13 protein-coding genes and 1 pseudogene are annotated in these 22,552 nt (G+C 71.3%); 7 read left to right on the top strand and 7 right to left on the bottom strand.

Annotated features, from left to right (window positions below; genetic code table 11):
• The 6 genes and pseudogenes from AB0D67_RS28575 to AB0D67_RS28550 form a co-directional block, all read right to left on the bottom strand.
• Positions 1-1,011, bottom strand: coding sequence for a sulfotransferase (locus tag AB0D67_RS28575; protein ID WP_362942487.1), 1,011 nt, complete (start codon positions 1,009-1,011; stop codon positions 1-3).
• Positions 1,012-1,036: 25 nt separating this feature from the next.
• Positions 1,037-1,864 (bottom strand): CDP-alcohol phosphatidyltransferase family protein, encoded by an 828-nt coding sequence (locus AB0D67_RS28570; RefSeq protein WP_362942484.1) that lies wholly within the window; start codon positions 1,862-1,864, stop codon positions 1,037-1,039.
• Between the two features lie 203 nt (positions 1,865-2,067).
• Entirely contained in the window at positions 2,068-5,481 is a 3,414-nt protein-coding gene (locus AB0D67_RS28565) for a bifunctional glycosyltransferase family 2 protein/CDP-glycerol:glycerophosphate glycerophosphotransferase (protein WP_362942481.1), read from the bottom strand.
• A gap of 426 nt (positions 5,482-5,907) precedes the next feature.
• Positions 5,908-6,171: pseudogene (locus AB0D67_RS28560) on the bottom strand (transposase family protein); the annotation flags it as partial.
• Between the two features lie 118 nt (positions 6,172-6,289).
• Positions 6,290-10,456: an AAA family ATPase gene (locus tag AB0D67_RS28555; RefSeq protein ID WP_362942478.1), complete on the bottom strand. Its 4,167-nt coding sequence runs from the start codon at positions 10,454-10,456 to the stop codon at positions 6,290-6,292.
• Entirely contained in the window at positions 10,453-11,247 is a 795-nt protein-coding gene (locus AB0D67_RS28550) for a glycoside hydrolase family 16 protein (RefSeq protein ID WP_362942475.1), read from the bottom strand. Before AB0D67_RS28550 ends, AB0D67_RS28555 begins: the two co-directional genes overlap by 4 nt.
• A gap of 482 nt (positions 11,248-11,729) precedes the next feature.
• On the opposite strand from AB0D67_RS28550, the gene AB0D67_RS28545 reads away from it, so the two are divergent.
• The 7 genes from AB0D67_RS28545 to AB0D67_RS28515 all read left to right on the top strand — a co-directional run bounded on the left by AB0D67_RS28545 (position 11,730) and on the right by AB0D67_RS28515 (position 20,641).
• Positions 11,730-13,220, top strand: coding sequence for an NAD(P)/FAD-dependent oxidoreductase (locus tag AB0D67_RS28545; protein WP_362942472.1), 1,491 nt, complete (start codon positions 11,730-11,732; stop codon positions 13,218-13,220).
• Between the two features lie 66 nt (positions 13,221-13,286).
• Positions 13,287-16,112 (top strand): CDP-glycerol glycerophosphotransferase family protein, encoded by a 2,826-nt coding sequence (locus AB0D67_RS28540; protein ID WP_362942469.1) that lies wholly within the window; start codon positions 13,287-13,289, stop codon positions 16,110-16,112.
• 76 nt (positions 16,113-16,188) lie between these two features.
• Entirely contained in the window at positions 16,189-17,343 is a 1,155-nt protein-coding gene (locus AB0D67_RS28535; protein WP_362942466.1) for a glycosyltransferase, read from the top strand.
• A 161-nt stretch (positions 17,344-17,504) separates the two neighbouring features.
• On the top strand, positions 17,505-17,915 hold the full coding sequence (locus AB0D67_RS28530) for a helix-turn-helix transcriptional regulator (protein WP_362942463.1): 411 nt from the start codon (positions 17,505-17,507) through the stop codon (positions 17,913-17,915).
• Positions 17,916-17,925: 10 nt separating this feature from the next.
• The gene (gene modA, locus AB0D67_RS28525; protein ID WP_362942460.1) at positions 17,926-18,747 is read left to right on the top strand and encodes a molybdate ABC transporter substrate-binding protein; all 822 of its coding nucleotides are present in this window, start codon (positions 17,926-17,928) and stop codon (positions 18,745-18,747) included.
• 104 nt (positions 18,748-18,851) lie between these two features.
• The gene (locus tag AB0D67_RS28520; RefSeq protein WP_362942547.1) at positions 18,852-19,613 is read left to right on the top strand and encodes an ABC transporter permease; all 762 of its coding nucleotides are present in this window, start codon (positions 18,852-18,854) and stop codon (positions 19,611-19,613) included.
• Positions 19,610-20,641, top strand: coding sequence for an ABC transporter ATP-binding protein (locus AB0D67_RS28515; RefSeq protein ID WP_362942457.1), 1,032 nt, complete (start codon positions 19,610-19,612; stop codon positions 20,639-20,641). Before AB0D67_RS28520 ends, AB0D67_RS28515 begins: the two co-directional genes overlap by 4 nt.
• A gap of 60 nt (positions 20,642-20,701) precedes the next feature.
• On the opposite strand, the gene AB0D67_RS28510 is transcribed toward AB0D67_RS28515, so the two are convergent.
• Positions 20,702-22,300, bottom strand: a complete 1,599-nt coding sequence (locus AB0D67_RS28510; protein WP_362942454.1) for a hypothetical protein — start codon at positions 22,298-22,300, stop codon at positions 20,702-20,704.
• Positions 22,301-22,552 lie beyond the last annotated feature (252 nt).

Genomic DNA, 22,552 nt, shown 5'->3' with positions numbered 1-22,552 from the left:
TCAGACCTTCGCCAGTTCGCCGAGCTGCCGGGTGGTGAGCTGCGCGGCCACCGGGCTCGGCTCACGGAGCCGGTTGACGCGGTCGCGGAGCTCCTTGCGGCGGCGTGCCCAGCGCCGCTTGGACGCCGCCTTCTCACACGCCTCGACGTGCGCCTTCTCGGCCTTGGGGGCGCCGGACGGCTCGTAGCCGAACGCCTGGAGCCGCTCGCCCAGCACGGTCTCGCAGACCGAGATCTCCCACGGCTCCAGCCGGGTCCGCCACGAGCCGGACCGGGCGGTGGTCACCTCGCCGTGGGTGTTGCTGTGCCAGACCTTGTGCTGCGGGATCGCCATCCTGGCCACGTGGGACGGCTCGCACATCGCCGGGTCGTAGTCCTCGCCGAGGAACTCGCACAGCCCGGCCAGCTCGGTCGCGGGGTCGGCCGTCAGGTTCTCGTAGCGCAGCTCGTAGTAGGAGTCCGCCGGGAGGTTCTTGGCATGGCGGCGGCCGTAGTCGATGGCCTCGGCCCAGTTGACCACCGCGTGGAAGATGTCCTTGGTGTACCAGGGCATCTCCTTCAGCGACGCCACGCAGTCGCGGCCGTCCCTGATCAGGTGGACGAACTGGGCGTCGGGGAAGAGCCGCAGCAGCAGGTCCACGTGGTGGTAGTAGCTGGGCCGCTTGTCGCCCCAGCGGGACTTGCCGTACTGCTCGGCGTAGGAGCGGAAGGCGATGCCCATCGCCGAGCCCAGCGTCGGCGGGCCGGCCACGATGTCCTCGATCAGCTTGTCGCCGTCGAGCTTGAGCTCCTTGAACTTGGTGTCCTTGTCGTTGACGATCCACCTGGCCAGCCGGCGCCGGTTCCCCGGCTCGCGCAGGTCGCCGAAGACGAACCTGCGGTAGTAGCCGGGCACCACGAACCTCGTCTCGGGAGGCACCGCGATACGCGGGTGGGAGTGCAACATGAGCTGCAGCATGGTGGTGCCCGAGCGCGGGCACCCGATGACGAACACAGGTCGGTCTGACTGCATGACGACGAACCCCCGTAGAAGATGATCAGACGGCTACGCGCTGCATGCTCTCCGGGCGCGGCGCGGAGGGCACCGCCCGGGCGAAGAGCCACATTCGGTGGATCAGGAAGACCTCGTTCAGCAGGAGCAGTCCCCCTGCCACGACGACCACCGGCAGCAGCGCCACCACCCCGATGAGCGGGGCGACCACGAACACCGCCGCGTGGAACTCGATGCCGCTGATGAGGTGGCTGCGCACCCGGTGCCGGGCGAGGAACCGGTTGGCCCTGCGGCGCAGCGTGGGTCTCCTGGCGGGCCTGGGCGGCCGGGGCTCCACCGGGTGGAGCCCGTCCTGGAGCTCTGCCTCGCGCTCTGTCCGGCGCTCGGCCCGGTTCTCCCTGACCACCTCGCGCACCCGCTTCATCTGCGGCGCGTTCACGTAGCGGAACAGGTCGAGTACGGCGACGCCGGCGCCGAGCAGGATGTAGGCCAGCTCCCCCGTCGCCGCGTACTGACCGAACGCCAGCCCCCCGGCGCAGCAGACGACCCGGATGCGGTCGCCGACGTAGTCGAGCCAGAGGCCGAACGCGGTCCCCGTCCCCTTGAGGCGGGCGATCTTCCCGTCCATGCAGTCGACCGTGAAGCTCACGTAGAACAGCGCGGCCCCCGCCACGAGCTGTCCGAACGCGAAGCACGCCGCCGATCCCATCCCGAGGGCCAGTGACAGACGAGTGAGCCCGTTGGGGGTGACGGAGGTGTGGTTGGCGGCGAACAGGGTGAGCCTGCACGCCACCGGGTCGACCAGGAACACCGTCCACCAGGAGTCTCTTCGTTTGCGGGTCGCGTGAACGTCGTTCAACGAATAGGCCCTCATGCGTCCAAGCATGGCGACACATGGTCGCTTCACATCTACGCTCTGTAACTACCGGACGATGTCCATGCCAGTTCTTGACCGTCCCCCGCCGTTGAGATCGGCGGCTTTGGGAAAGGGAGAGACCGGACCGGTCCGCCGGACACGCGGCCCCCCGGCCCCATGGGAACGCCGCCATGGGGAGACCGCCGCGGGGGCCCGCGCCGTCAGCCGAACACCCGGTCCACGACCCGCGCCGCCGCGCCGCCGTCGTCGAGCGGGCAGAACCTCGCCCGGAACCCCTCGTACAGCGCCGCGTACTTCGTCTCCGCCTCGGCGGCGTCCCTGATCGCCGCCGTCACCTCCTCGGTCGTGCGGGCCAGGGGGCCCGGCGCGTCGGCCTCGAAGCCGAAGGTGAAGCCGCGCAGCTCGTCGCGGTAGTGCTCCAGGTCGTGGACGTGGAACACCATCGGCCGGCCGGTCACCGCGAAGTCGAACATCGCCGACGAGTAATCGGTGACCAGCGTGTCGGCGACCAGGTACAGCTCGGTGGCGTCCGGGTAGCCGGAGACGTCCCGGACGAAGTCCCCGCCGGCCCGGGGCACCCGGTCCACCACGTTCGGGTGGCGGCGGATCAGGAGGATATGGTCGCCGCCCAGTTCCTCACGCATCCGCTGGAGATCGAGCCGCAGGTCCAGCCGGTAGCGGCCCCTGGCGTAGAGCTTGTCGTCGCGCCAGGTCGGCAGGTGCAGGACGACCCGGCGGCCCTCGGGCAGGCCGAGCCGCGCCCTGATCGCCGCGGCGTCGCCGTGCCGCAGGACGTCGTTGCGGGGCAGGCCGGTCTCCAGGATCTCCCCGTCGAAGCGGAAGGCGCGCCGCAGCAGCGGGGTGCACCAGGGGCTCGGCGAGACCAGGTGGCTCCACTGGGCGACCTTCCAGGCCAGCCGTTCGTGGTGATCGGGCCGGGCGAGCGGCATCCGCTCGACGTCGAAGCCGACGCGCTTGAGCGGCGTGCCGCGGCCGGTCTGCAGCACGACCTGGTCCGGGCGGCGCTCGAACCAGCCGGGCAGGTCGACGTTGGTGACGACGTGGCGGCAGCGGGCCAGCGCCTCGTAGTGTTCGCGCCCGTACCGCCGGACCGGCGTGACCCCCTCGGGCAGTTCCACCTGGCCGTCGCGGACGCACCACAGGAACTCCAGGTCCGCGCCGCGCCGCCGCAGCTCCTCGTAGATCGCCCGGGGGCTGTCGGAGAACTGCCGCCCGCCGTGGCTGTCGAACAGGACGGCGTCCCGCGGCGGCTCGGCGCGGCGGGAGGGGTAGAACTCCTCGCGCAGCAGCCGCTGCTGCTTGGGCCTCCCCTCGGCGCCCAGGTCGCCGCTGATCGTGAGGACCGCCTCCGACATCAGGTCGGTCTCGAAGGTGAGGACGCGGCTGCCGGTGGCGTGCTCCAGCGGCTCGGGCTGCCGGAACTCCACCCTCATGTCGCCCGCGGCGGTGCGGACCGTGAAGCCGTGCGCGCCGGACGGCAGCGGCAGACGGCCCCCGAGGGTCTCGGACGCCTCGGGGGTCACCGTGACACGCTCGCCGTCGATCGGGAACAGCCGCTCGCCGAACCGGCCGCGTGAGGTGACGACCAGCCACGCCGGGCCGTCGAGCGGGCGTATCGGGGCGCCGGCGAGCTCCAGGTGGCCCCGCTCGCTCCACCGGACCCGCTCGACGTGGAAGGTCGGCCGCTGCTCACGCAGCACCAGCCCGCCCGACGCCGACCGGCTCACCACCACGTCGCGGCCGAGCCTGCGGTGCAGGCCGCGCTCCACGCCGTCGCCGACGACCAGCGGCCGGGCGGGCCCCTCCTGGGGGACGACGTCGAAGCGCCACTCGGCCCCGGGGTTCAGGGCGCTCATCTCCAGGCACGACGGGTCGAGGTCCGGCCACCGCTCGGACAGCACCCCGTCGAGGTCGATCATCACGTCGAACGCTCCGTCGTCCGAGATGATCATCGGGTGACGCCGGTCACGCCCGCCCTGGGGGCGGGTGAGCCGCAGGTGCGGGCCGGCGCCCAGGTCGTCCTCGCACCGGCCGCTGATCCACAGCCTGCCGTCGACCACCCGGTGCCCGGTGACCCGGGCGGCGGGCCGGTCGACGCGCAGCCTGAGCTCGTCGGCGGCCGTCCACTCCGTCCACGCCACCGTCCCCCGGTCGTGCTCGGCGAACACCGGCCGCCGCGCGACCGGGCCGGGCTGGCCCAGCGTGGCGCGCCGCAGGAGGCCGCGGTGCAGGACGCGCAGCTCGACCCGCCACGACGAGCCGGCGGGCAGCTCCGCCGTGTCGATCGCCAGGCGGAACCCGCACCAGTCCCTGCGGCGCCGCGGGCCGGTGTCCACCAGCGACGGGCCGCGCCGCCTGCGCACCCGGAGCCGGACGCGGCGGCCGGTGTCCTCATCGACCAGCCAGGCGGCGACGTGCTGCTGGATCCGCTTGCGGGGACGCAGGTGACGGGGCGAGATCCGGCCGTCGACGACCAGCCGGTCGTCCTGCCAGCGCAGCTCGTCCACCCGCTGGCGCAGGTCCAGCTCCGTGCGCATCCGGGTGACGGAGCCGGGCAGCGGCACCGGGCAGCCGAGGTGGTAGCCGCGCACGCCGCCGCCGGTGACGCGGGTGTTCGCCTTGGCGGTCCGCTCCCACTCCAGCACCCGCAGCAGGTCGTCCACCCGGTCCTGCCGTACCAGCTCCCACTTGACGCGGCGCGGCGCGGGGACGGAGGCGAGGACCTTCGGACCGGCCTCCTCCAGGTAGGCGCGGGCCAGGTCGCCGAAGCGCCGCCGGAAACCGTCGTCGGCCTGGTCGAGCACCTGCAGGAAGTTGGGCAGGTCGCTGTCGAGGACCGTCCGGTCCCAGGCGGGCAGATGGCGGGCGCGCCCGGTCCGGACGAGGAAGTCCCGCACCGCGCGGACCGCGGCGAAGCGGTCCTCGACGCCCTTGACGTGCGCCCGGTTCTGGGTGATCGAGGTGCTCTCCCCCTCGCGTTCCCGCCACAGGTAGACGGGGACGCTCAGCACGTCCACGGCCTCGGCGAGGAAGTGCGCGGGCAGCGCGACCGCGATGTCCTCCCACAGCACCCCCTCGGGGAAGCGGAGGTCGTTGCGGTCCCAGAAGGCGCGGCGCCACAGCTTGTTGGTGACCAGCCGGTCCTTGAGCAGGATGTCGTCGCGGGTGACGTGGGTCCGCCGGGCCGGGCGGGCGAAGATGGCCCGGTGCATCGGCGACTGGCGCACCCCGTGGCCGCTGAAGCGCAGCACGTTGCCGGTCGCCAGGTCCGAGCCGCTCTCCAGCAGGGCGCACGCCATCGTCTCGATCGCGGTCGGCGGGAGCAGGTCGTCGCTGTCGAGGAAGGCGAGGAACTCGCCGGAGGCGTGCCGGACGCCGGTGTTGCGCGCCGTGCCCAGGCCGCCGTTCTCCTGCCGGACGAGCCGGAACCGCCCGTCGCGGGCGGCGAAGGCGGCGGCGATCTCCGCGCTGGAGTCGGGCGAGCCGTCGTCCACCATGACGACCTCGATGTCGCTCCACGTCTGCGCCGCCGCCGACGCCAGGCACGCCTCCAGGTACGGTTCCACGTCGTAGATGGGCACGATGACGCTCACTAGGGCCACGATCGGTCCTCCGGTAGTCGAAAATCGCCCGCCCGGCCCGCCTGCCCGGCGTGGCCGCGTCCGCGAGTCAGCATGGCCGCCTCCCATGCCCCGGCGAGTATGGAATAGGGCCGCGATGGAACGAGCTGACCGACTCTTGACCGTCTCCCCGCCCATTCGCTTTCCCTCAGGCGCCGGTCCTTGTGACGTGGTCACGGCCCGCCACCGCCGCTGAAGCACGCCGAATCCAATGGCGCGCTCTGACCCCCCGGCGGATCTCCCGCCCCAAAGAAAGCCCTGACTCCGCCGACCACCGCAAAGACGACAAAGGGTTTACCACCCTCACCGCGACCACCGAATCGGCAAGGCCACCATCGTCACCGTCTACGCGATCACCAGCCTGCCGCCCGGTCGGGCGAGAGCCTTCCATGCGTCGGTGTGCACGTCGTCGGCCAGGGCGGCGATCAGGTCGATGCTCTCATGCACGTAGCGCCAGGCAGTGGTGGTGCCGATGGCGCACCCGCCGGCCAGACGGGTGTAGGCGTTGCCGTTGCGCAGGTGGGCCAAGAGCAGGAGGGCCTGTCGTCCGGGACCGAGGCGGCATCATCGGGGGCGTCGTTCGGCGCGGTGGATGCGGATCAGGTCGGCCAGGCGGGTCAGGGTGTGGTTGGACAGCGGAATCACGGCACGGTATGACAGCAACGAAGCTCCCGGCTGGAGCATCGGATCTTGGTCGACTGCTGTCTCACCGGGGCCTCGTCTCACCTCAACCCAGTCTCCTTGCGCCTACGCTGACCAGCGCTGCCGGGCCGGAAAGGGCTCAAGGTGGACAAATGTCTTTTGAAGTCAACCTGCCAAGATCCAGGTCTGGGACATCGTCAATGACCCCGTCCCCGATCTCGGCGCAGACGGTGGTGATGAGGTCTTTTATGATCGGGAGGCTGCTCCACCGACGTGCCGTCCGATCCACGCCGGCCGTCACGATCTGCCTGCCATCGGTCTCGATGGCCACCGTCGAAATGGCCTTGCCGCGGGCAGGCACCGACGAACTGATCAGCCGACCGCTGCGCCCGTCCCAGAAGCGCACCTGGCCATCGTTGCCCCCGCTGATGAGAATCTCTTCGCGAGGGTGGAAGGCGATGGAGTCCACGCTGCCCGTCTTGTTTTTGATCATGAAGTTCATTGGCTCGAACGTAGGTGAACGCCACAGCCGGATCGTCCCGTCCGGATAGGCGGCCGCCAGGATGCCGCCTGTGACGTCGAAGGTGATCGAGGTGGCTGCCGTGCCTCCTGCCAACTCCGCGACCTTCCTGCCTCCGCTGACGTCCCAGACGACAACCGGACCATGATCTTCCGAAGTGGCCGCCAGCGTTCCGGTCGGATTCAGCGCGGCGCTGCTCAGTGCGCCGCGGTCGGTGGTGTAGGACCTGGCATCTGGTTCCCATACGGCCGTGCGCCACAGACGTACGGCGCCATCAAGACCGCCGCTCAGCAATACCCTGCCATCCAAGCTGAACGCGAGCGCATTGACGGCTCTCATCTTGGCCGGATCATGCACCAACGGCGGGCGCAGCGGCCGATGGGTGTCCGTCGCCCATAGCTGGATGAGGCTCTCGCTGGTGCCTCCGGCGAGGATTCGGCCATCCGGGGAGAAGGCGAGGACGTTGATCGCGGCGCCGCGGGCCGCACGGAGCGGCGGGCCCAGCGGCCGAGAGGTGTCCGCGGACCATAACTGGATGTGGCCGGAGGCGCTTCCCGTTGCGATGATCTTTCCATCGGGACTGAAGATCGCGGCCTGCACCGGGCCGTTGTGCGTCAGTGGGCGTCCCTCCTCAGTGCCCGCAGGTACCTGCCAGAGCCTGACTGTGCCGTCTTCCCCGCCGCTGGCGAAAATCCCGGCCGGGCCGAAGGCCACGGTGGTCACGGCACCGGCGTGTTCCATGAGCGGGGCCGCGGCCTGCTGGCCGGAATGGGCGTTCCATAGTTCGACCGTGCCGTTGAGGCCGGCGGAGACGAACAGCCCGTTGACGGGGGCGAAGGCTATGGCACCGATGCGCGAACCTTGATGCGCGGGCAGTGGCGTTCCCATGGGCCGCAGGGTGCCGGGATGGTGCAAGCGTATGGCGCCCCCGCTGTTCGCGCTCGCGAGGACGCTGCCATCGTCAGAGAACGCCAGCGTAGTTACCGGCGTGTTTCCTCCTTTCATCATGGTGTGCGGGAGACGACGGCGAGCGTGGGAGATGTCCCACCGGTGGATCATGCCGTCGCCGTCACCGCTGGCGAGAATGTGGGTCCCGGGCTGGAAGCACAGCGCGGTGACGCCATCCCCGTGGCCGCTCAGCGTGATGTTGATGCGTTTACGCGTCCGCACGGCCCAAAGGCGGATATCAGGCCCGCGATGTCCCACGGCCAGCAGATCGCTTTCAGGGGCGAAATCTAACGCCGTTACGGGGACGGTGGGCCTGCCCAGTGTCGCGATCTGCCGTCTGGTCACCGGGTCCCACAGCTGAACGAGCCCTTGTTGATTGCCAGTGGCCATGATCGTTCCATCCGGACTGAATCTGGCCGAGACCAGCATCGACGGTGATGAGATCGGCTCACCAATCGGCTGACGTCGCGCCACATCCCAGAATCGGAGCGTCGAGTCCCGGCTGGTGGTCACCAGGAGCGTGCCGTCCGGGCTGAATGCCGCAGACGTTAGCCGGTGGGTGTGTCCACGTAGAACACCACGCCCTGCCCGTGACAGCACCGACAGCAGCGCCGTGCGTGGTCGCGGCCCCTGCCTCAAGCGCCAGGATCCCGCGGCCAGCAGCGACGACAATTGGGGATCGCGGTCGCCGACGGTGATGCTTCTCTCCGCCGCCTGATCAGATAGGGCTACGTCGGCGTCGTGGCGTGCCTGCTCAATCCACCGGACGCCCAAGACCGTAACAGTCAGCATCAGCAAGGTCACGGCGGCGGCGGACAGCATGCGCTGGTGCGTACGGCGGCGCGTACTTGCGTGGATGAACTCCTTCACCTCAGTGCTGAGTTTCGGATAACGCGGGTCTGATCGCCATTGCTCAGCCGACCGGACGACAGCCGTCAGCCGCTTTCCACGGTAAAGGTAGGACGTTTCTTTGTTGTTGGTCTTCCAGTCAGTGGTATCGGTGATCAGATTTCTGTAGAGGTGGTGCTGGCTCCGGTCGGCGGCGAACCATGTGGTCATACGCGACCACACCTGCAGGAGGATCTCGTGGGAGACGTGCACGCTCTGACGCTCCAGCACGATGAGCCTGGCACGGGCGAATGCCTCCAGCACCTGTTCGACCTCGGCCTCCCGGCCGGTGTTACCGAGGTAGAACTCGGCGCGGGGCACGGGCCGGGCCGACAGTTTGCCATCGTCGCCGACCACGACCATACGGCGGAAGACCTGCTCGGTGAGCTGTTGTAAGGCAGGCGGCAGCCGTTCGTACACTTCTTCGGCACTCTCCTCGACGGCCCGGGCCAGCCTGCCGCTTCGCACGTAACCCAAGCGGGTTAGGCGTCGGCCGTCGCGTTTCTCCCAGGTGCGCCGCATCGCCTCGGACAACAAGGGAAGGGTTCCGCTGTCCAGCCGGTGATCGAGGACCTCGGCGCCGATCGTCTCCCTCAGGGCAGGCTCCACCTCCAGCCCGGCGACCTTGGCGGGGATGACGGCCGCGGCCAGGAAGTCTTCCCGCCGCATCGGGCTCAGCCAACAGCAGCCGTTCTGCAGCACCTCTTTGAGTTCCGGGTGGTTCAGGCAGCGGTCGTGATAGTCGGCACGTATGCCGATGACGATGAGAGCGGCCGGCTCACCTTCGAGAGGGTGGGTGGCCATGGCGTGGAGGGCGGTGATGAACGCCGATCCCTCCTGCTCGGCCTGCCGGTCAGACGAACGGGCGAGGGTGAACACCTGTTCGAATTGGTCGACGATGATTACCATCCGACCCGGGTCCTGACGTGCGGCGCCCGAGTTCCGTACCAGAGCCTCATGAACATGCTGATATGCGTCTTCCGGCGCAGTGAGCAGCATGGCCTTGACCTTGCCGGAGTCCATGTCGCCCACGGCCGCGATCCGGGCCGCCAACTCGGTCAGCGGATGTCGCCCAGGTGCGAAGACCGCGTGCGGCCACCGAGCCGTATCCGGACGCTCGGGCAGGCCTTTGGCCAGGTAGGGCAGCAGACCTGCTTGCAGGAGTGACGATTTCCCCACGCCAGAGGCTCCGGTCACCACGACCAGAGAGGGCGCGGCCAAGCGGCGCTGGACGACTTCGACCAACTCCAGAGTTTCGCTCTCCCTGCCGAAGTAGACGTCCGCGCGGCTTTGGTCGTACGGCTCCAGCCCGGCATAAGGGCAACGGTCGTACCAATGCACCAGGAAGCTGTCTCTAGTACGCAGACCTGCACGGCCGGCCAGGACGTGAACGCCCGCGGTCAACTCCCTCAGGTCTTTACCCAGCGCGTCCAACGCGGTGTCCTGCAGCCGCTGGCGCGCTTTGAACTCGGCCAACGACGCATTCATACCGGGCAGGGAACTGAAGACGTCCTGGACCGCGCGCCGGAGGGCGGTGTCGGTCTGGATGGTCTGCGAGTGCACCGCGTCGAGTTTCGCGAACACCGCAGGCAGGTCACGCACCGCCTCGGCTACGTGAGCGAGCATCTCCGTCGACTGATCATCATCGGTCAGCACCGACTCGAGCCGTTCGCGTAGTACCGCGAGCGCCTCTTGCTCGGTCACCGGCGACTGATCGTTACGCCCGTGCCGTAGAACTCTGATCGAGTCCTGTAGTGCACCGGACAAAAAGTTCCCTCCCACGGCGGCAACTACCGTGAGCCCCGCCTGGACCAAACCGGGATTGCCTGCGAGCAGGGCGGCGAGCGGGGCGAACGCGCCCGCCGTGAACGTGACAGCGAGTGCGTTGCCGGTGACTTTTCGAACGGCGCCAGGCCGGTCAGGCTCCATGTCGTGCGGCGTCTCGATCACACCCCGGGCCAGCGGTAAACCTTGACCCAGTCGACGTACATCCGCACCCACTTCGGCGTTGATGCGTTCCGGCAGGCGATGTACTGGTCGCATCCAGGATCGAGCTGGAGGACGAGCTCCATGGGCTTGGTGGAAGGAACGTAGACCGGGTCGGTGACCGTGAGGGTGCGGCGGCCGTCGACCCAGAAGGTGATGCTCTTGGGCAGCCAGTCGACCGCCACCGTGTGCCAGCGGGTGAAGTCCTTTTCCACCAGCCAGTCACACTTGTTGTCGGAGGGTCCGTTGTGCAGGAAGTGCACGGCTCTGTGACGCTCGGCCTTGTAGATCTCCGCCAAGTCGATCTCGCCACCCGCCGGCCAGGACTTCGGTCCTGGCCACAGGAGCGCTCTCGGCGTGAAGCCCGCTCCCTTGTCCGCTCGCAGCCGCACCTCCCAGCGCCCGTACATACGGTGGCCACGCAGAAGAGCGGCGCCGCCGGTGTCCTTTCCGTACCGTTTGCCCCCGGAGATTTCTAAAGCCCCATTTTTGACCTTGACGGCGGCTCGCACGCGAGGCTGAATCTCGTTCTTGAAGTCGTAGACGTACCAACGCTTCTCGTTGATCGATTTTCCGCTGAAATCCTCCACGACCACAGGCTTGCCCCAACGGACGGAATCGGCCGGTGGAGGCGCAGGCGTGCAGTGCGATTTCTTATTTGCGGTGGTGACGGCGGAGACGGACGGGACTGGCGCTACCACCGAGCCTGCCAGGGTGAAGGCCACCAGGGCGGCCGGAGTGCGCTTGCGAATCATCTCGCCCCTTTACGTTCCCGTTGGAATGAACTGTCATGGCATTTTTGGTTATCCCTAATCCGGTACATCCTTCTCTGGGTTGCTTATTGGGGATGGCTTATTGTGCCGTGCGCATCGGTCTCGGTCCATAGCAAGGTGGAAGCGTTCTCGGCCGATGAGACGGTCGCAGCCCTGACCCGGGTCGGTGGTGGAGGCGGTGCCGAAGCGTTCTCATGCTGTGAGGACGTCTCCCCTGTTCTCCGTGACCGCGCGAGATCCGGCGGGGCCACCGGGCCTGCGCGTGACCGTGCGTCTTCTTCAACGGAGATCCATCGTCCCCCCGGCGGAAGGTCAAGGCTGGGAATGCACACTCCCTAGCAAGTCGCGATGACCCTCCGGAATCACCCCCTGGTCCGACACGATCGACTCGCCGGGCCGCCGGAAACGGCTGGAACCGGCCGGGAACAGCCGGGAACGGGGAAAGCGTCCGCGGGGGGAAGCGCATGGAGTCGACAGTCGTCGTGGGGGCGGGGCCCGCCGGGCTCACCGCCGCCTACGAGCTGACCCGGCGGGGCCTGCCGTGCGAGGTCTTCGAGGCCGACCACGTGGTCGGCGGGATCAGCCGGACCGTGGAGCGCGACGGCTGGCGCTTCGACATCGGCGGCCACCGCTTCTTCACGAAGGTGGCGCGGGTGGAGGAGTTCTGGAACGAGATACTCGGTGAGGAGGACTTCCTGCTGCGGCCGAGGATGAGCCGCATCCACTACGGCGGACGCTTCTTCGACTACCCGCTCCGGGCGTCCAACGCGCTGCGCAACCTCGGCCCGCTGGAGTCGGCGCGCTGCGTGGCCTCCTACGCCCGTGCCCGGCTGCGCCCGCCCGCCGACCTGTCGACGTTCGAGGGCTGGGTCACGGCCAGGTTCGGCCGCCGGCTGTACGAGATCTTCTTCCGCACCTACACCGAGAAGGTGTGGGGCGTGCCCGCCTCCAGCATCCAGGCCGACTGGGCGGCGCAGCGGATCAGGAACCTCTCGCTGGGCCGGGCCATGCTCGCCGCGCTGCGGCCGGGCCGGGGCGGCACCGACGTCACCAGCCTGATCGAGGAGTTCCGCTACCCCCGGCTGGGGCCGGGCATGATGTGGGAGGCCTGCGCCGAGCGGGTCCGTGAGCGAGGCTGCCCGGTCCACCTGGGCGTCCGGGTCGGGCGGGTGCGCCGCGGCCCCGATGGGCCGGTGGTCACCGTCCTGGGCGACGGCGTCAGCCGTGAGGTCCGCTGCGGCGCGCTGATCTCCTCCATGCCGCTCGGCGACCTCGTCCGGGCGTTCGGCCCGGACGTGCCGGACGTCGTGGCCGAGGCCGCGGCGGGCCTGCGGCACCGCGACTTCCTGACGGTGGCGCTGGTGGTGCCCGAGCGGTTCTCCTTCCCGGACAACTGGATCTACATCCACTCCCCCGAGGTACGGCTGGGCCGCGTGCAGAACTACGGCTCCTGGTCGCCCTACCTGGTGCGGGAGGGCCTGACCTGCCTGGGCCTGGAGTACTTCGTCAACGAGGGCGACGACCTGTGGGACGCCCCCGACGACGACCTCGTGTCCTTCGGCACCGGGGAGCTGGAACGGCTCGGCCTGGTCACGCCCGGCGCGGTCCGCGAGGGCTATGTGGTGCGGATGCCGAAGGCGTACCCGGTCTACGACGCCGGTTACGCGGAGCACGTCGAGACGATCAGGAAGTATCTCGACGTGGAGTGGCCGGAGGTCCACCCGGTGGGCCGCAACGGCATGCACCGCTACAACAACCAGGACCACTCCATGCTCACCGCGATGCTGGCCGTGGAGAACGTCGCCGACGGCGCCCGGCACGACGTGTGGGAGGTCAACGTCGACGCCGAGTACCACGAGGAGCGCTCCGGCCCCGGCTCCTCCCGCGGCGGCGGCCCCGCGGGCACCGGCCGTTCCGCCCCCGTCCTGGTGGAGGCGGCGGCCCCGCGCCCGTGAGCCGCCCCGCCCCGTGAACCACCGGACCCCTGCAAACCCCCTTACATCCGACCGGAGTTCGCATCCATGACACAGCGTTCCACGGTTCCCGACGTCAGCGTGGTCGTCATCACCTACGACGACGCGCCCCGGCTGCCGCGAGCCGTACGATCCGTCCTCAGCCAGACCCTCAAGAACCTCGAAGTGATCATCGTGGACGACTGCTCCGGCGATGACACCCCGGCGGTGGCCGCGGCGCTCGCCCGGGAGGACCCGAGGGTCCGGTATGTCCGGCTGCCGGTCAACAGCGGCGGCTGCGGCGCCCCCCGCAACGCGGGCACGGACGCCGCGGCGGCGCCGTACGTGATGTTCCTCGACAGTGACGACGAGCTGCCCCGCCACGCCTGCAAGAGCCTGCTGCTGGAGGCCGAGGCGACCGGCGCCGACTTCGTCATGGGCACCGTGGAGCGCGTCGACGAGGCGACCGGGACCACCACCCTCTGGTACCCCCAGCTCTTCGCCGAGCGCCGGGTCGTGCACGGCGTCCGCGCCGAGCCGGAGCTGCTGTTCAACTGCCTGGCCACCAACAAGCTGTACCGGCGGGCGTTCCTGGAGGCGACCGGCATCCGCTTCCCCACCGGCATCCACCACGAGGACATCGTCTGGTCCACGGAGCTGTTCTGCCACAGCAAGCTGTTCGTGGTCGTCCCCTGGCCGGTCTACCGGTGGCTGCTCGCCGCCGCCCCCGCGACGACGTCGATCTCCTCCCGGCGGCACGAACTGGAGAACGTGCGGCAGCGGGTCACGGCGGCCGAGCTCACCGACCGGGTGCTGGCCGTCACCGGCTCCCTCGACCTGAAGGAGGACAAGGACTTCCGCTTCCTCTCCCACGACCTGCGCCTCTACCTGGGCGACCTGCCCCGGCGCGACCCGGAGTGGATCGCCGCGTTCGCCGGGATCGTCGTCCCGTACGTGGACACGCTGGAACCGGCGGCCGTACGGCGGGCGAGCCGGGCCGAGCGGGTGTGCGTGCAGCTGCTGCGCGAGGGCCGCCACGAGGAGGCCGCCGTCGCCGCCGTCGAGCTGGGCGGCAGGCAGATCCCGCCCCGGACCGTCACCGGGCACGGCGGCCGCGTCTTCTGGGGGGAGACGGTCCCCGCGACCGAGCGGGGCCGCGAGGAGCTGGACGTCACCGAGTCGCACCTGGGTGAGCAGCCGCTGGCCTCCGCGCTGCTCAGGCACGAGCTCACCGGCCTGGAGGCGTCCGGCGACCGGGTACGGCTCCGCCTGCGGACCTACGACCCGGGCCGGGTGCTCGACGGCCGCGCGCTGACCGCCCGGCTGCGGATCGGCGGCCGGAAACGGACGATCGCCGCGCTCCCCGCCGAGTCCGTACCGGCCGGGCCGCCCGGCGGGTCCGTGTCCGTCGTGTCCACCGAGCCCGTACCGGGCCGGGTGCGGGAGTGGGAGGTCGTGATCGACCTGTCCGCGCTGGACTGGCCGGAGGAGGCGGTCAAGGCCCAGTCGGTCGAGCTGTCGCTCGGCGAGGGCGGGCGGTCCTGCTCCCGGCCCGTGCTGGCCTTCCCCGACCTGTCGTTCACCTCCACCGGCGCCCTGTCCGCCGGCCGGCTGGTGCTGGAGGCGTCGGCCGACGTCCCGTTCCGCCTGACCGCGCGCCGGATCGGCCCGGTCCCCCGGCGGGGACGGCTCGCGCGGGCGGCCGAGCTGTGGCGGGACCTCCCGCGGCGGCTGGCCACCCCACGCAACCTGGGCCGCTTCTACCGGCTCGCCGCCGCGCTGACGCCGGTGGACCGGCGGCTGGCGGTGTTCGAGTCGGCGGAGGGCGGCGCGTACACCGGCAACCCCCGCTACGTCTACGAGGAGCTGCGGCGGCGCGGCACCGGGATCAAGGTCGTCTGGTCGCACACCGGCGACACCGCGGACTTCCCCCGCGACGCCGTCCTGGTCAGGCGCAACACCTTCCGCTACGCGTGGCTCCTGGCCCGCGCCCGCTACTGGGTGGACAGCCACAACCTCCCGTACTGCTACCGCAAGCGGCGGGCCACCCGGTACCTGCAGACCTGGCACGGCCAGGTGTTCAAGAAGATGGGGCTGGACGACCCCCGCCTGCGCGCCCAGCCGGCCATGGCCAGGAGGTACGCCGAGGCGGTGGCGCGCTGGGACGTCCTGCTCACCCCGAGCCCGGACTTCCGCCGCGACTTCGGCGACGCCAGCGGGTTCACCGGCGAGACGCTGCACGCCGGGTATCCCCGCACCGACGTGCTCGTCCGGCACGACGAGCCCGAGCAGCGCGAGCGGGCGCGGCGGACACGGGAGTTCTTCGAGGTCCCCGAGGGCAGGCGGGTGATCCTCTACGCGCCCACCTACCGCGACGAACGGCGCTTCAGCGGGGAGTCGATCCGGCTGGACCCGCAGGTCCTGGCCGCCGAGCTGGGCCGCGACTGGGTGATCCTGGTGCGCGCCCACCCCTTCGACCGCTTCACCGTGCCGGACCCGCTCGGGCACCTCGTCCGGGACGCCTCGTCCTATCCCGAGGTCAACGACCTGATGCTGGCCTCCGACGTCCTGGTGACCGACTACTCCTCGATCATGTTCGACTACGCCTGCCTGGGGCGGCCGATCCTCTACTACGCCGACGACTACGAGCACTACGCGGCGGACCGTCGGGGCGTCTGCTTCGACCTGGAGCGCCTCGCCCCGGGACCGCTGCTGCGCAACCCCGGCGAGCTCGTCGCCGCGCTGAACCGGCTCGACACGGTCACCGAGCGGTACGGCGAGCGCTACGCGGACTTCCGTGCCCGCTGGTGCGCCCTGGACGACGGGCGGGCCGCCCGCGCGGTCGTGGACGCGTTCTTCCCCGAGAGCACCCGATCCCCGGAGGCCGCCCGATGAGCCGCGCCTCCTCCGCAGGCCGCGCGCCTTCCGTGGGCCACCCGACGAGCACCGCACACTCCCCGGAGGCAGCCCGATGAGCACGACGAGCACCGCACGACCGCGCCGCGTCTTCTTCGTCAGCACCGACGGGGACTCCATGGGCGGCTCCCAGCGGGTCCTGCACACCCTGGCCCAGGGACTCGCCGAGCGCGGGCACGCGGTGACGCTGGTCAGCGTCAACCCCTCCCGGCAGCCGCAGTCCTACGTCGCCGATCCCGCCTACCGGCACGTCACGCTGTACGGCACGCCCGCCCCGGAGGCGCCCGCCCGCCGGCTGCCGTTCCCCCGGCGCGGCGGGGCCAGGCCCCGGCGCTCCCCGGACGAGGTGGCCGCCGCGAAGGCGAAGCTGGCCGGACTGGCCGAGGAGGTCACCGGCGGCTACATGGTCGTCGCCTCGCCGTGGGCCGCCCACTGGATCTCCGACGTGCCCATGCCGCACCTCGCCATGATCGGCCAGTACCACCAGACCTACGAGGACGCGGCCGGCACCCCGCACCTCCGGCTGATCAGGAAGCACTACGCCCACTACGACAAGTCCCTCTTCCTGTGCGAGGAGTACGCCGCGGCGTTCACCCGCCACCGGCTCGCCAACTGCGGGGTCATGCCCAACCCGGTCGGCCTCTTCCCCCGCGAGCCGGCTCCGCTGGACGCCCCACGGATCGTCTCGGCGGGACGGCTGGTCAGGCCGAAGCGGATCGACCTGCTGATCGACGCCTTCGCCGCCGCGGCCCCATCCGCCACCGAGCCGTGGGAGCTGCGGATCGTCGGCGACGGGCCGGTGCGGGCCGCCCTGGAGGAGCAGGCCCGCGCCACCGGCCTCGGCGACCGGATCGTCTTCCGTGGCCAGGTGGCGGACGTCGAGGCCGAGTATCTCGGCGCCTCCGTCGTCACCCTGACCAGCGACGCCGAGAGCTGGGGGCTGGTGCTGGCGGAGGGCGCCGCCTGCGGCCTGCCCGCCGTGGCCTGCGACGTCTCGGCCGGGGTGCGCGCGCTCGTGGCCGACGGGGACAACGGTCTCCTGACCGGGCCCGGTGACGTGCGGGGCTTCGCCGCCGCGCTGGAACGCCTGATGTCGGACGGGGAGCTGCGCCGGAAGATGGGCGCCCGGGGCCGGCAGCGGATGCGGGAGTATCTCCTGCCGCGCGTCCTGGACCGGTGGGAAGCGCTGTTCGACGAGATCGACCGCTGACGGAGGAGGCGGACCGGGCGGGCGCCGAAGACACGACCCGGCCCGGTGGCGGGTGTTCTCCCCGACTTCGCGAGTGCCATGTCTGAACCGTGAATCATGCCGCGATTACGATGCTGGACGGGTATTCAGGTTGGCATGTGCGGAAGGTATGGTGAGGGCTTGTGACGACGTTCCGGATCAGCGAGGCCGCGGCGCTGCTCGGGGTCAGCTCCGACACCGTCCGCCGGTGGGTGGACGCGGGCCGGCTGCGGGCCGAGCGGGACGAGCACGGCCACCGGCAGGTGAACGGCACCGATCTGGCCGCCTTCGCCCGCGATCAGGTCGAGGCGGTCGAGGGCGGCCGTTCGTCGGCGCGCAACCGCTTCCGCGGGATCGTCACCGAGGTGATCCGCGACGCGGTGATGGCGCAGGTGGAGATCGCCGCCGGGCCGTTCCGGGTGGTGTCGCTGATGAGCCGCCAGGCCGCGGACGACCTGGGCCTGGAGGCGGGGGTGGTGGCGGTCGCCGTGATCAAGTCCACCAACGTCGTCGTGGAGATCCCCGGTCACGAGCGCGTGGCCGGTCACCTGTGAGGAGCCCCCTTTGGTGTTCAGGCCGGTGTTCAGGCGTCTTCCCCGATGGGCGATCGCCCTGCCCGTCGCACTCGCGCTGACGGGTCTGTCCGGTTGCGGCTCCGGCCGGCCGGCCGCGTCCACCGCACCGGCTTCGCCGGCTCCGGCCGCCGACGGCGGGGCAGGGGAGGTGACGGTGTTCGCGGCGGCCTCGCTGACCGGGACGTTCACCGAGCTCGGCAGGACCTTCGAGGCCGCGCACCCGGGTACGACGGTGAGGTTCAACTTCGGCTCCAGCGCGACGCTGGCGCAGCAGATCGTCCAGGGGGCGCCGGCGGACGTGTTCGCCGCGGCGAGCCCGGCCACGATGAAGACTGTCACCGACGCGTCGCTGGCCGGCTCGCCGACCACGTTCGTGCGCAACAGGCTGCAGATCGCCGTGCCGAAGGACAACCCGGCCGAGGTGGACGACCTCGCGGACCTCGCCGACGCGAAGGTGAAGGTCGCGCTCTGCGCCGAGCAGGTGCCGTGCGGCGCCGCGGCGGTCAAGGCGCTGGACGCGGCAGGGCTCAAGGTCACCCCCGTCACCCTGGAACAGGACGTCAAGGCCACCCTCACCAAGGTCGGACTGGGTGAGGTGGACGCGGCGCTGGTCTACCGGACCGACGTGATCGCCTCGGCGGGCGAGGTGACCGGGATCGACTTCCCGGAGGCGGACAAGGCGATCAACGACTATCCGATCGCGACGCTCACCGAGGCGCCGGCCGGTGGTCCGGCCAAGGAGTTCGTTGACCTGGTGCTGTCGCAGCAGGGCAGAGACGTCCTGACCAGGGCCGGTTTCGAGGCGCCCTGATTCGCATGGCCGCCACCGAGCACCTCGGTCCGGTGGAGCCGCACCGCGGCTCCACCGGCCGCCGGGCGACGTCGTCCGGCCGGATCTCCGGCCGCCCGCCGTGGATGCTCCTCCTGCCCGCGCTGCTCGGGCTGGCGTTCCTGGTGCTGCCGCTGGCCGGACTGCTGGTCCGCGCCCCGTGGTCCACGCTGGGCCGGCGGCTGGCCGAGCCGCACGTGCTGGAGGCGCTGCGGTTGTCGCTGGTGTGCGCCACCGTCGCCACCGCCTTCTGCCTGCTGCTCGGGGTGCCGCTGGCCTGGTTGCTCGCCCGGGTGGACTTCCCCGGCCGGCGTCTGGTCCGGGCCCTGGTCACCGTGCCGCTGGTGCTGCCCCCGGTGGTGGGCGGCGTGGCGCTGCTGCTGGTGCTGGGCCGGCGTGGACCGGCCGGGCAGTGGCTGGAGAGCGCCTTCGGGATCACGCTGCCCTTCACCACCGCCGGGGTGATCGTGGCCGAGGCGTTCGTGGCGATGCCGTTCCTGGTCATCAGCGTCGAGGGCGCGCTGCGCGGCGCCGACCGGCGCTTCGAGGAGGCCGCCGCGACGCTGGGGGCCTCACGCTGGACCGTGTTCCGGCGGGTGACGCTGCCGATGGTCATGCCGGGCGTGGTGGCGGGGGCGGTGCTGTGCTGGGCGCGGGCACTGGGGGAGTTCGGCGCGACGATCACGTTCGCGGGCAACTTCCCCGGCACCACCCGCACCATGCCGCTGGCCGTCTATCTCGCCCTGGAGACCGAGCCGGAGGCGGCGATCGTGCTCAGCCTGGTCCTGCTGGCCGTCTCCGTCGTCATCCTGGCCAGTCTGCGCGACCGGTGGGTGAGCGCGTCATGAGCCTGCGAGCCCGCCTGGTCGTCACCCGGCCCGCCTTCACCCTGGACCTGACGCTGGAGGTCGCGCCGGGCGAGGTGGTCGCGCTGCTCGGCCCGAACGGCGCGGGCAAGACCACCGCGTTGCGCGCCCTCGCCGGGCTCACCGGGCTGTCGCGGGGCGAGATCGTCCTCGACGGCCGAGCGCTGCACACCCTGCCCGCCGAGAGCCGCCCGGTGGGCGTGGTCTTCCAGGACTACCTGCTCTTCCCGCACCTGACGGCGCTGGACAACGTCGCCTTCGGGCCCCGCTGCCAGGGCGTGCCCAAAGCCGAGGCCCGCCGCGCCGCCGCGGCCCTGCTGGAACGCGTCGGCCTCGCCGATCACGCCGCCGCCAGGCCCCGGCAGCTGTCGGGCGGGCAGGCCCAGCGCGTCGCGCTGGCCCGCGCGCTGGCCGTACGGCCGCGCCTGCTGCTGCTGGACGAGCCGCTGGCCGCCCTCGACGCCCACACGCGGCTGGAGATCCGCTCCCGGCTGCGCCGCCACCTGGCCGACTTCGACGGCGCCACCGTCCTGGTCACCCACGACCCCCTCGACGCGATGGTGCTGGCCGACCGCCTGATCGTCATCGAGAACGGCGTGCTCGTCCAGCAGGGCGCCCCGGCCGAGGTCGCCCGCCGCCCGCGCACCGACTACGTCGCCCGCCTGGTCGGGCTCAACCTGTACCGGGGCGTGGCCGAAGCGGGCCGGGTCAGGGTCGGCGAGTTGCCGCTGCACACCTCGGAACAGCTGGACGGGCCGGCGTTCGTCGCCTTCCCGCCCGCCGCCGTCGCCCTGTACCGGAGCCGCCCCGACGGGAGCCCGCGCAACCTGTGGCAGGCCGTGGTCGGCGGCATCGAACGGCACGGCGACAACGTCCGCGTCCACCTCGACGGCCCCGTCACCGCCTTCGCCGACATCACCCCCGCCGCCGTCGCCGACCTCGACCTGACCCCCGGCCGGCGGGTCTGGGCGTCGGTCAAGGCCACCGAGACCCACGCCTACCCGGCATGAGCACCCGACCGGGCGACGGCCCACGACCGCGACGCCGTCCGCTCCGGCGGCGCCGCGGGATCACCGGGGTGACAGCAGGGCCCGTACCTCCCGCAGGAGCGTGGGGAGCAGCAGCACCCCGGCGATGATCGGCGTCACCATGAACCGGAAGTCCTGGGCGGTGTTGGTGAGGAGCACGCAGAGCTGCTGGGCGCAGATCACCGCCGCCAGGGCGGCCACCGCCCGGTTCCCGGTGCGCCGCCGGGCCAGCGCGGCCGTCGCGTAGCAGAGGTGGCACCACAGGGCCCCCCGCCACAGCAGCCATTCGAGCCGGTGGGCCCCGGCCGCGTCCAGGGCGGTCAGCGCGGCGGTCCGCAGCCCCTCGGAGAGCGGCCGGGCGCGCATGACCGCGGCGACCGGCGTGCCCTCCCACGCGGGCGGGAGCACCGGGTCGCGCAGCGAGAACCGGTAGAGCTCCCCGCCGGGCTCGCCAGCGGTCGAGCCGATCTGCCAGGCGAGCGCGGCGCGGCAGAGCCGGGCGTCCAGGATGACGCCCGGCGCGCGGACCAGCAGGTCCCGCCAGAGGTCCATGACCTCCGAGACGTGCCGCTCGGCCTCCTGGCCGTCGAAGTCCGGGTCGAAGTAGACGCGTGTCACGGTGTGGCAGGTCGCCCCGCGCAGCCAGGTCTCGATCGGGGCGATCCGGGTCAGCAGTTCCCGCTGCCCGCGGTCGAACAGCCCCGGACGCTCTGCGTAGGCCACGGCGAGGTCGCCGAAGACCGTCTGGTACGCGAAGACACGCGGCGGCGGGGCGATGCCGAGGGCCGGGTAGCCGGTGACCGTCAGCAGCGGTGGCACCGCCACCGCGACGGCCGCGACCGCCGCGGTCCACCGGCGCGCGACCGGCAGCAGCGGGACCAGCAGGGCGGCGGCGATCAGCGCCACGACGAAGCCGTTGTTGCGGAACAGGCCCGCCCCGAGGAGCTCCGCACCCAGGGCGGCCAGGCGGGGATCCCAGGCCCGGCCGCGCGGGCGCGGGCCGTCTGGGGCCGTGCCGCCATCGGGGACCGTGCCGCCGTCCGGGACCGTGCCGCCGTCCGGGGCCATGCCGCTTTCCGGGACCGTGCCGCCGTCCGGGGCTCCGTCTCCCTTCCGGGACGCCGCACGCGGGCGGGCCGCGATCCTGGCGGCGGTCCCGGCGGCGAGCAGGACGCAGATCGTGAACGGCACGTCCTTCCACATGGTCACGGTGAAGGCCCCGAGCGGCGGGAGCAGCGCCGCGCAGCCCACCGCCGCGACCAGCCACCGGCGGCGCGGGCCGTACGGCCGGAGGGCGCCGGCGAGGTGGGCCAGCGCGGCGGACATGGCGGTCGTCTGCAGGAGGGTCACCGGGGACAGGTCGCCGGTGACCCGCAGGGACAGGCGGAGCAGGGCGTCGTAGGCGACCGAGTGGGTGGCGGTCCAGGGCCCGGTGGTGACGTGCCGGACGTAGGAGACGGTGTCGGGGCTCATCAGCCCGGGATGGAGGGCGAGCCACCAGCCGAGCAGCACGAGCTGGCCGGTCGCGTAGCAGGCGAGCGGGAACCACGGGTCCCGAGCCGGCGCGCCGTCCCCGCCGGCCCCGCGGCCGTCCGGCCCGCTCTCCCCGGCCGGACGCGGCCCCGCCGTAGTGATCGTCATCGTCTTCCCAGCGCGTCGGGGCGGGGGGCCGTGCCCATCATCGGGTACGCCGGGGGCGAGTTCGGGCCGTTATACCCGGTCGTGACCGCATGAGTTGTCAAGTTTGCCGTTCGGCGGGGAGGAGCTCGTCCGCCCGTCGCCTCCCGGCATATCCGTCCACCGAACCATCACAAAGCACGTATTCGATGACATAAATCAAGGCTTTTCACAGGACATCGTGACGCATAGACCCCAGAAGCCATCGAGAGCCTC

The sequence above is a fragment of the Streptosporangium sp. NPDC048047 genome (genome assembly GCF_040653115.1).
In the GTDB taxonomy this organism is placed as follows: Bacteria; Actinomycetota; Actinomycetes; order Streptosporangiales; family Streptosporangiaceae; genus Streptosporangium.
Note: the sequence above shows the minus strand (reverse complement) of the source record. Positions and strands in the feature narration are given on the sequence as shown.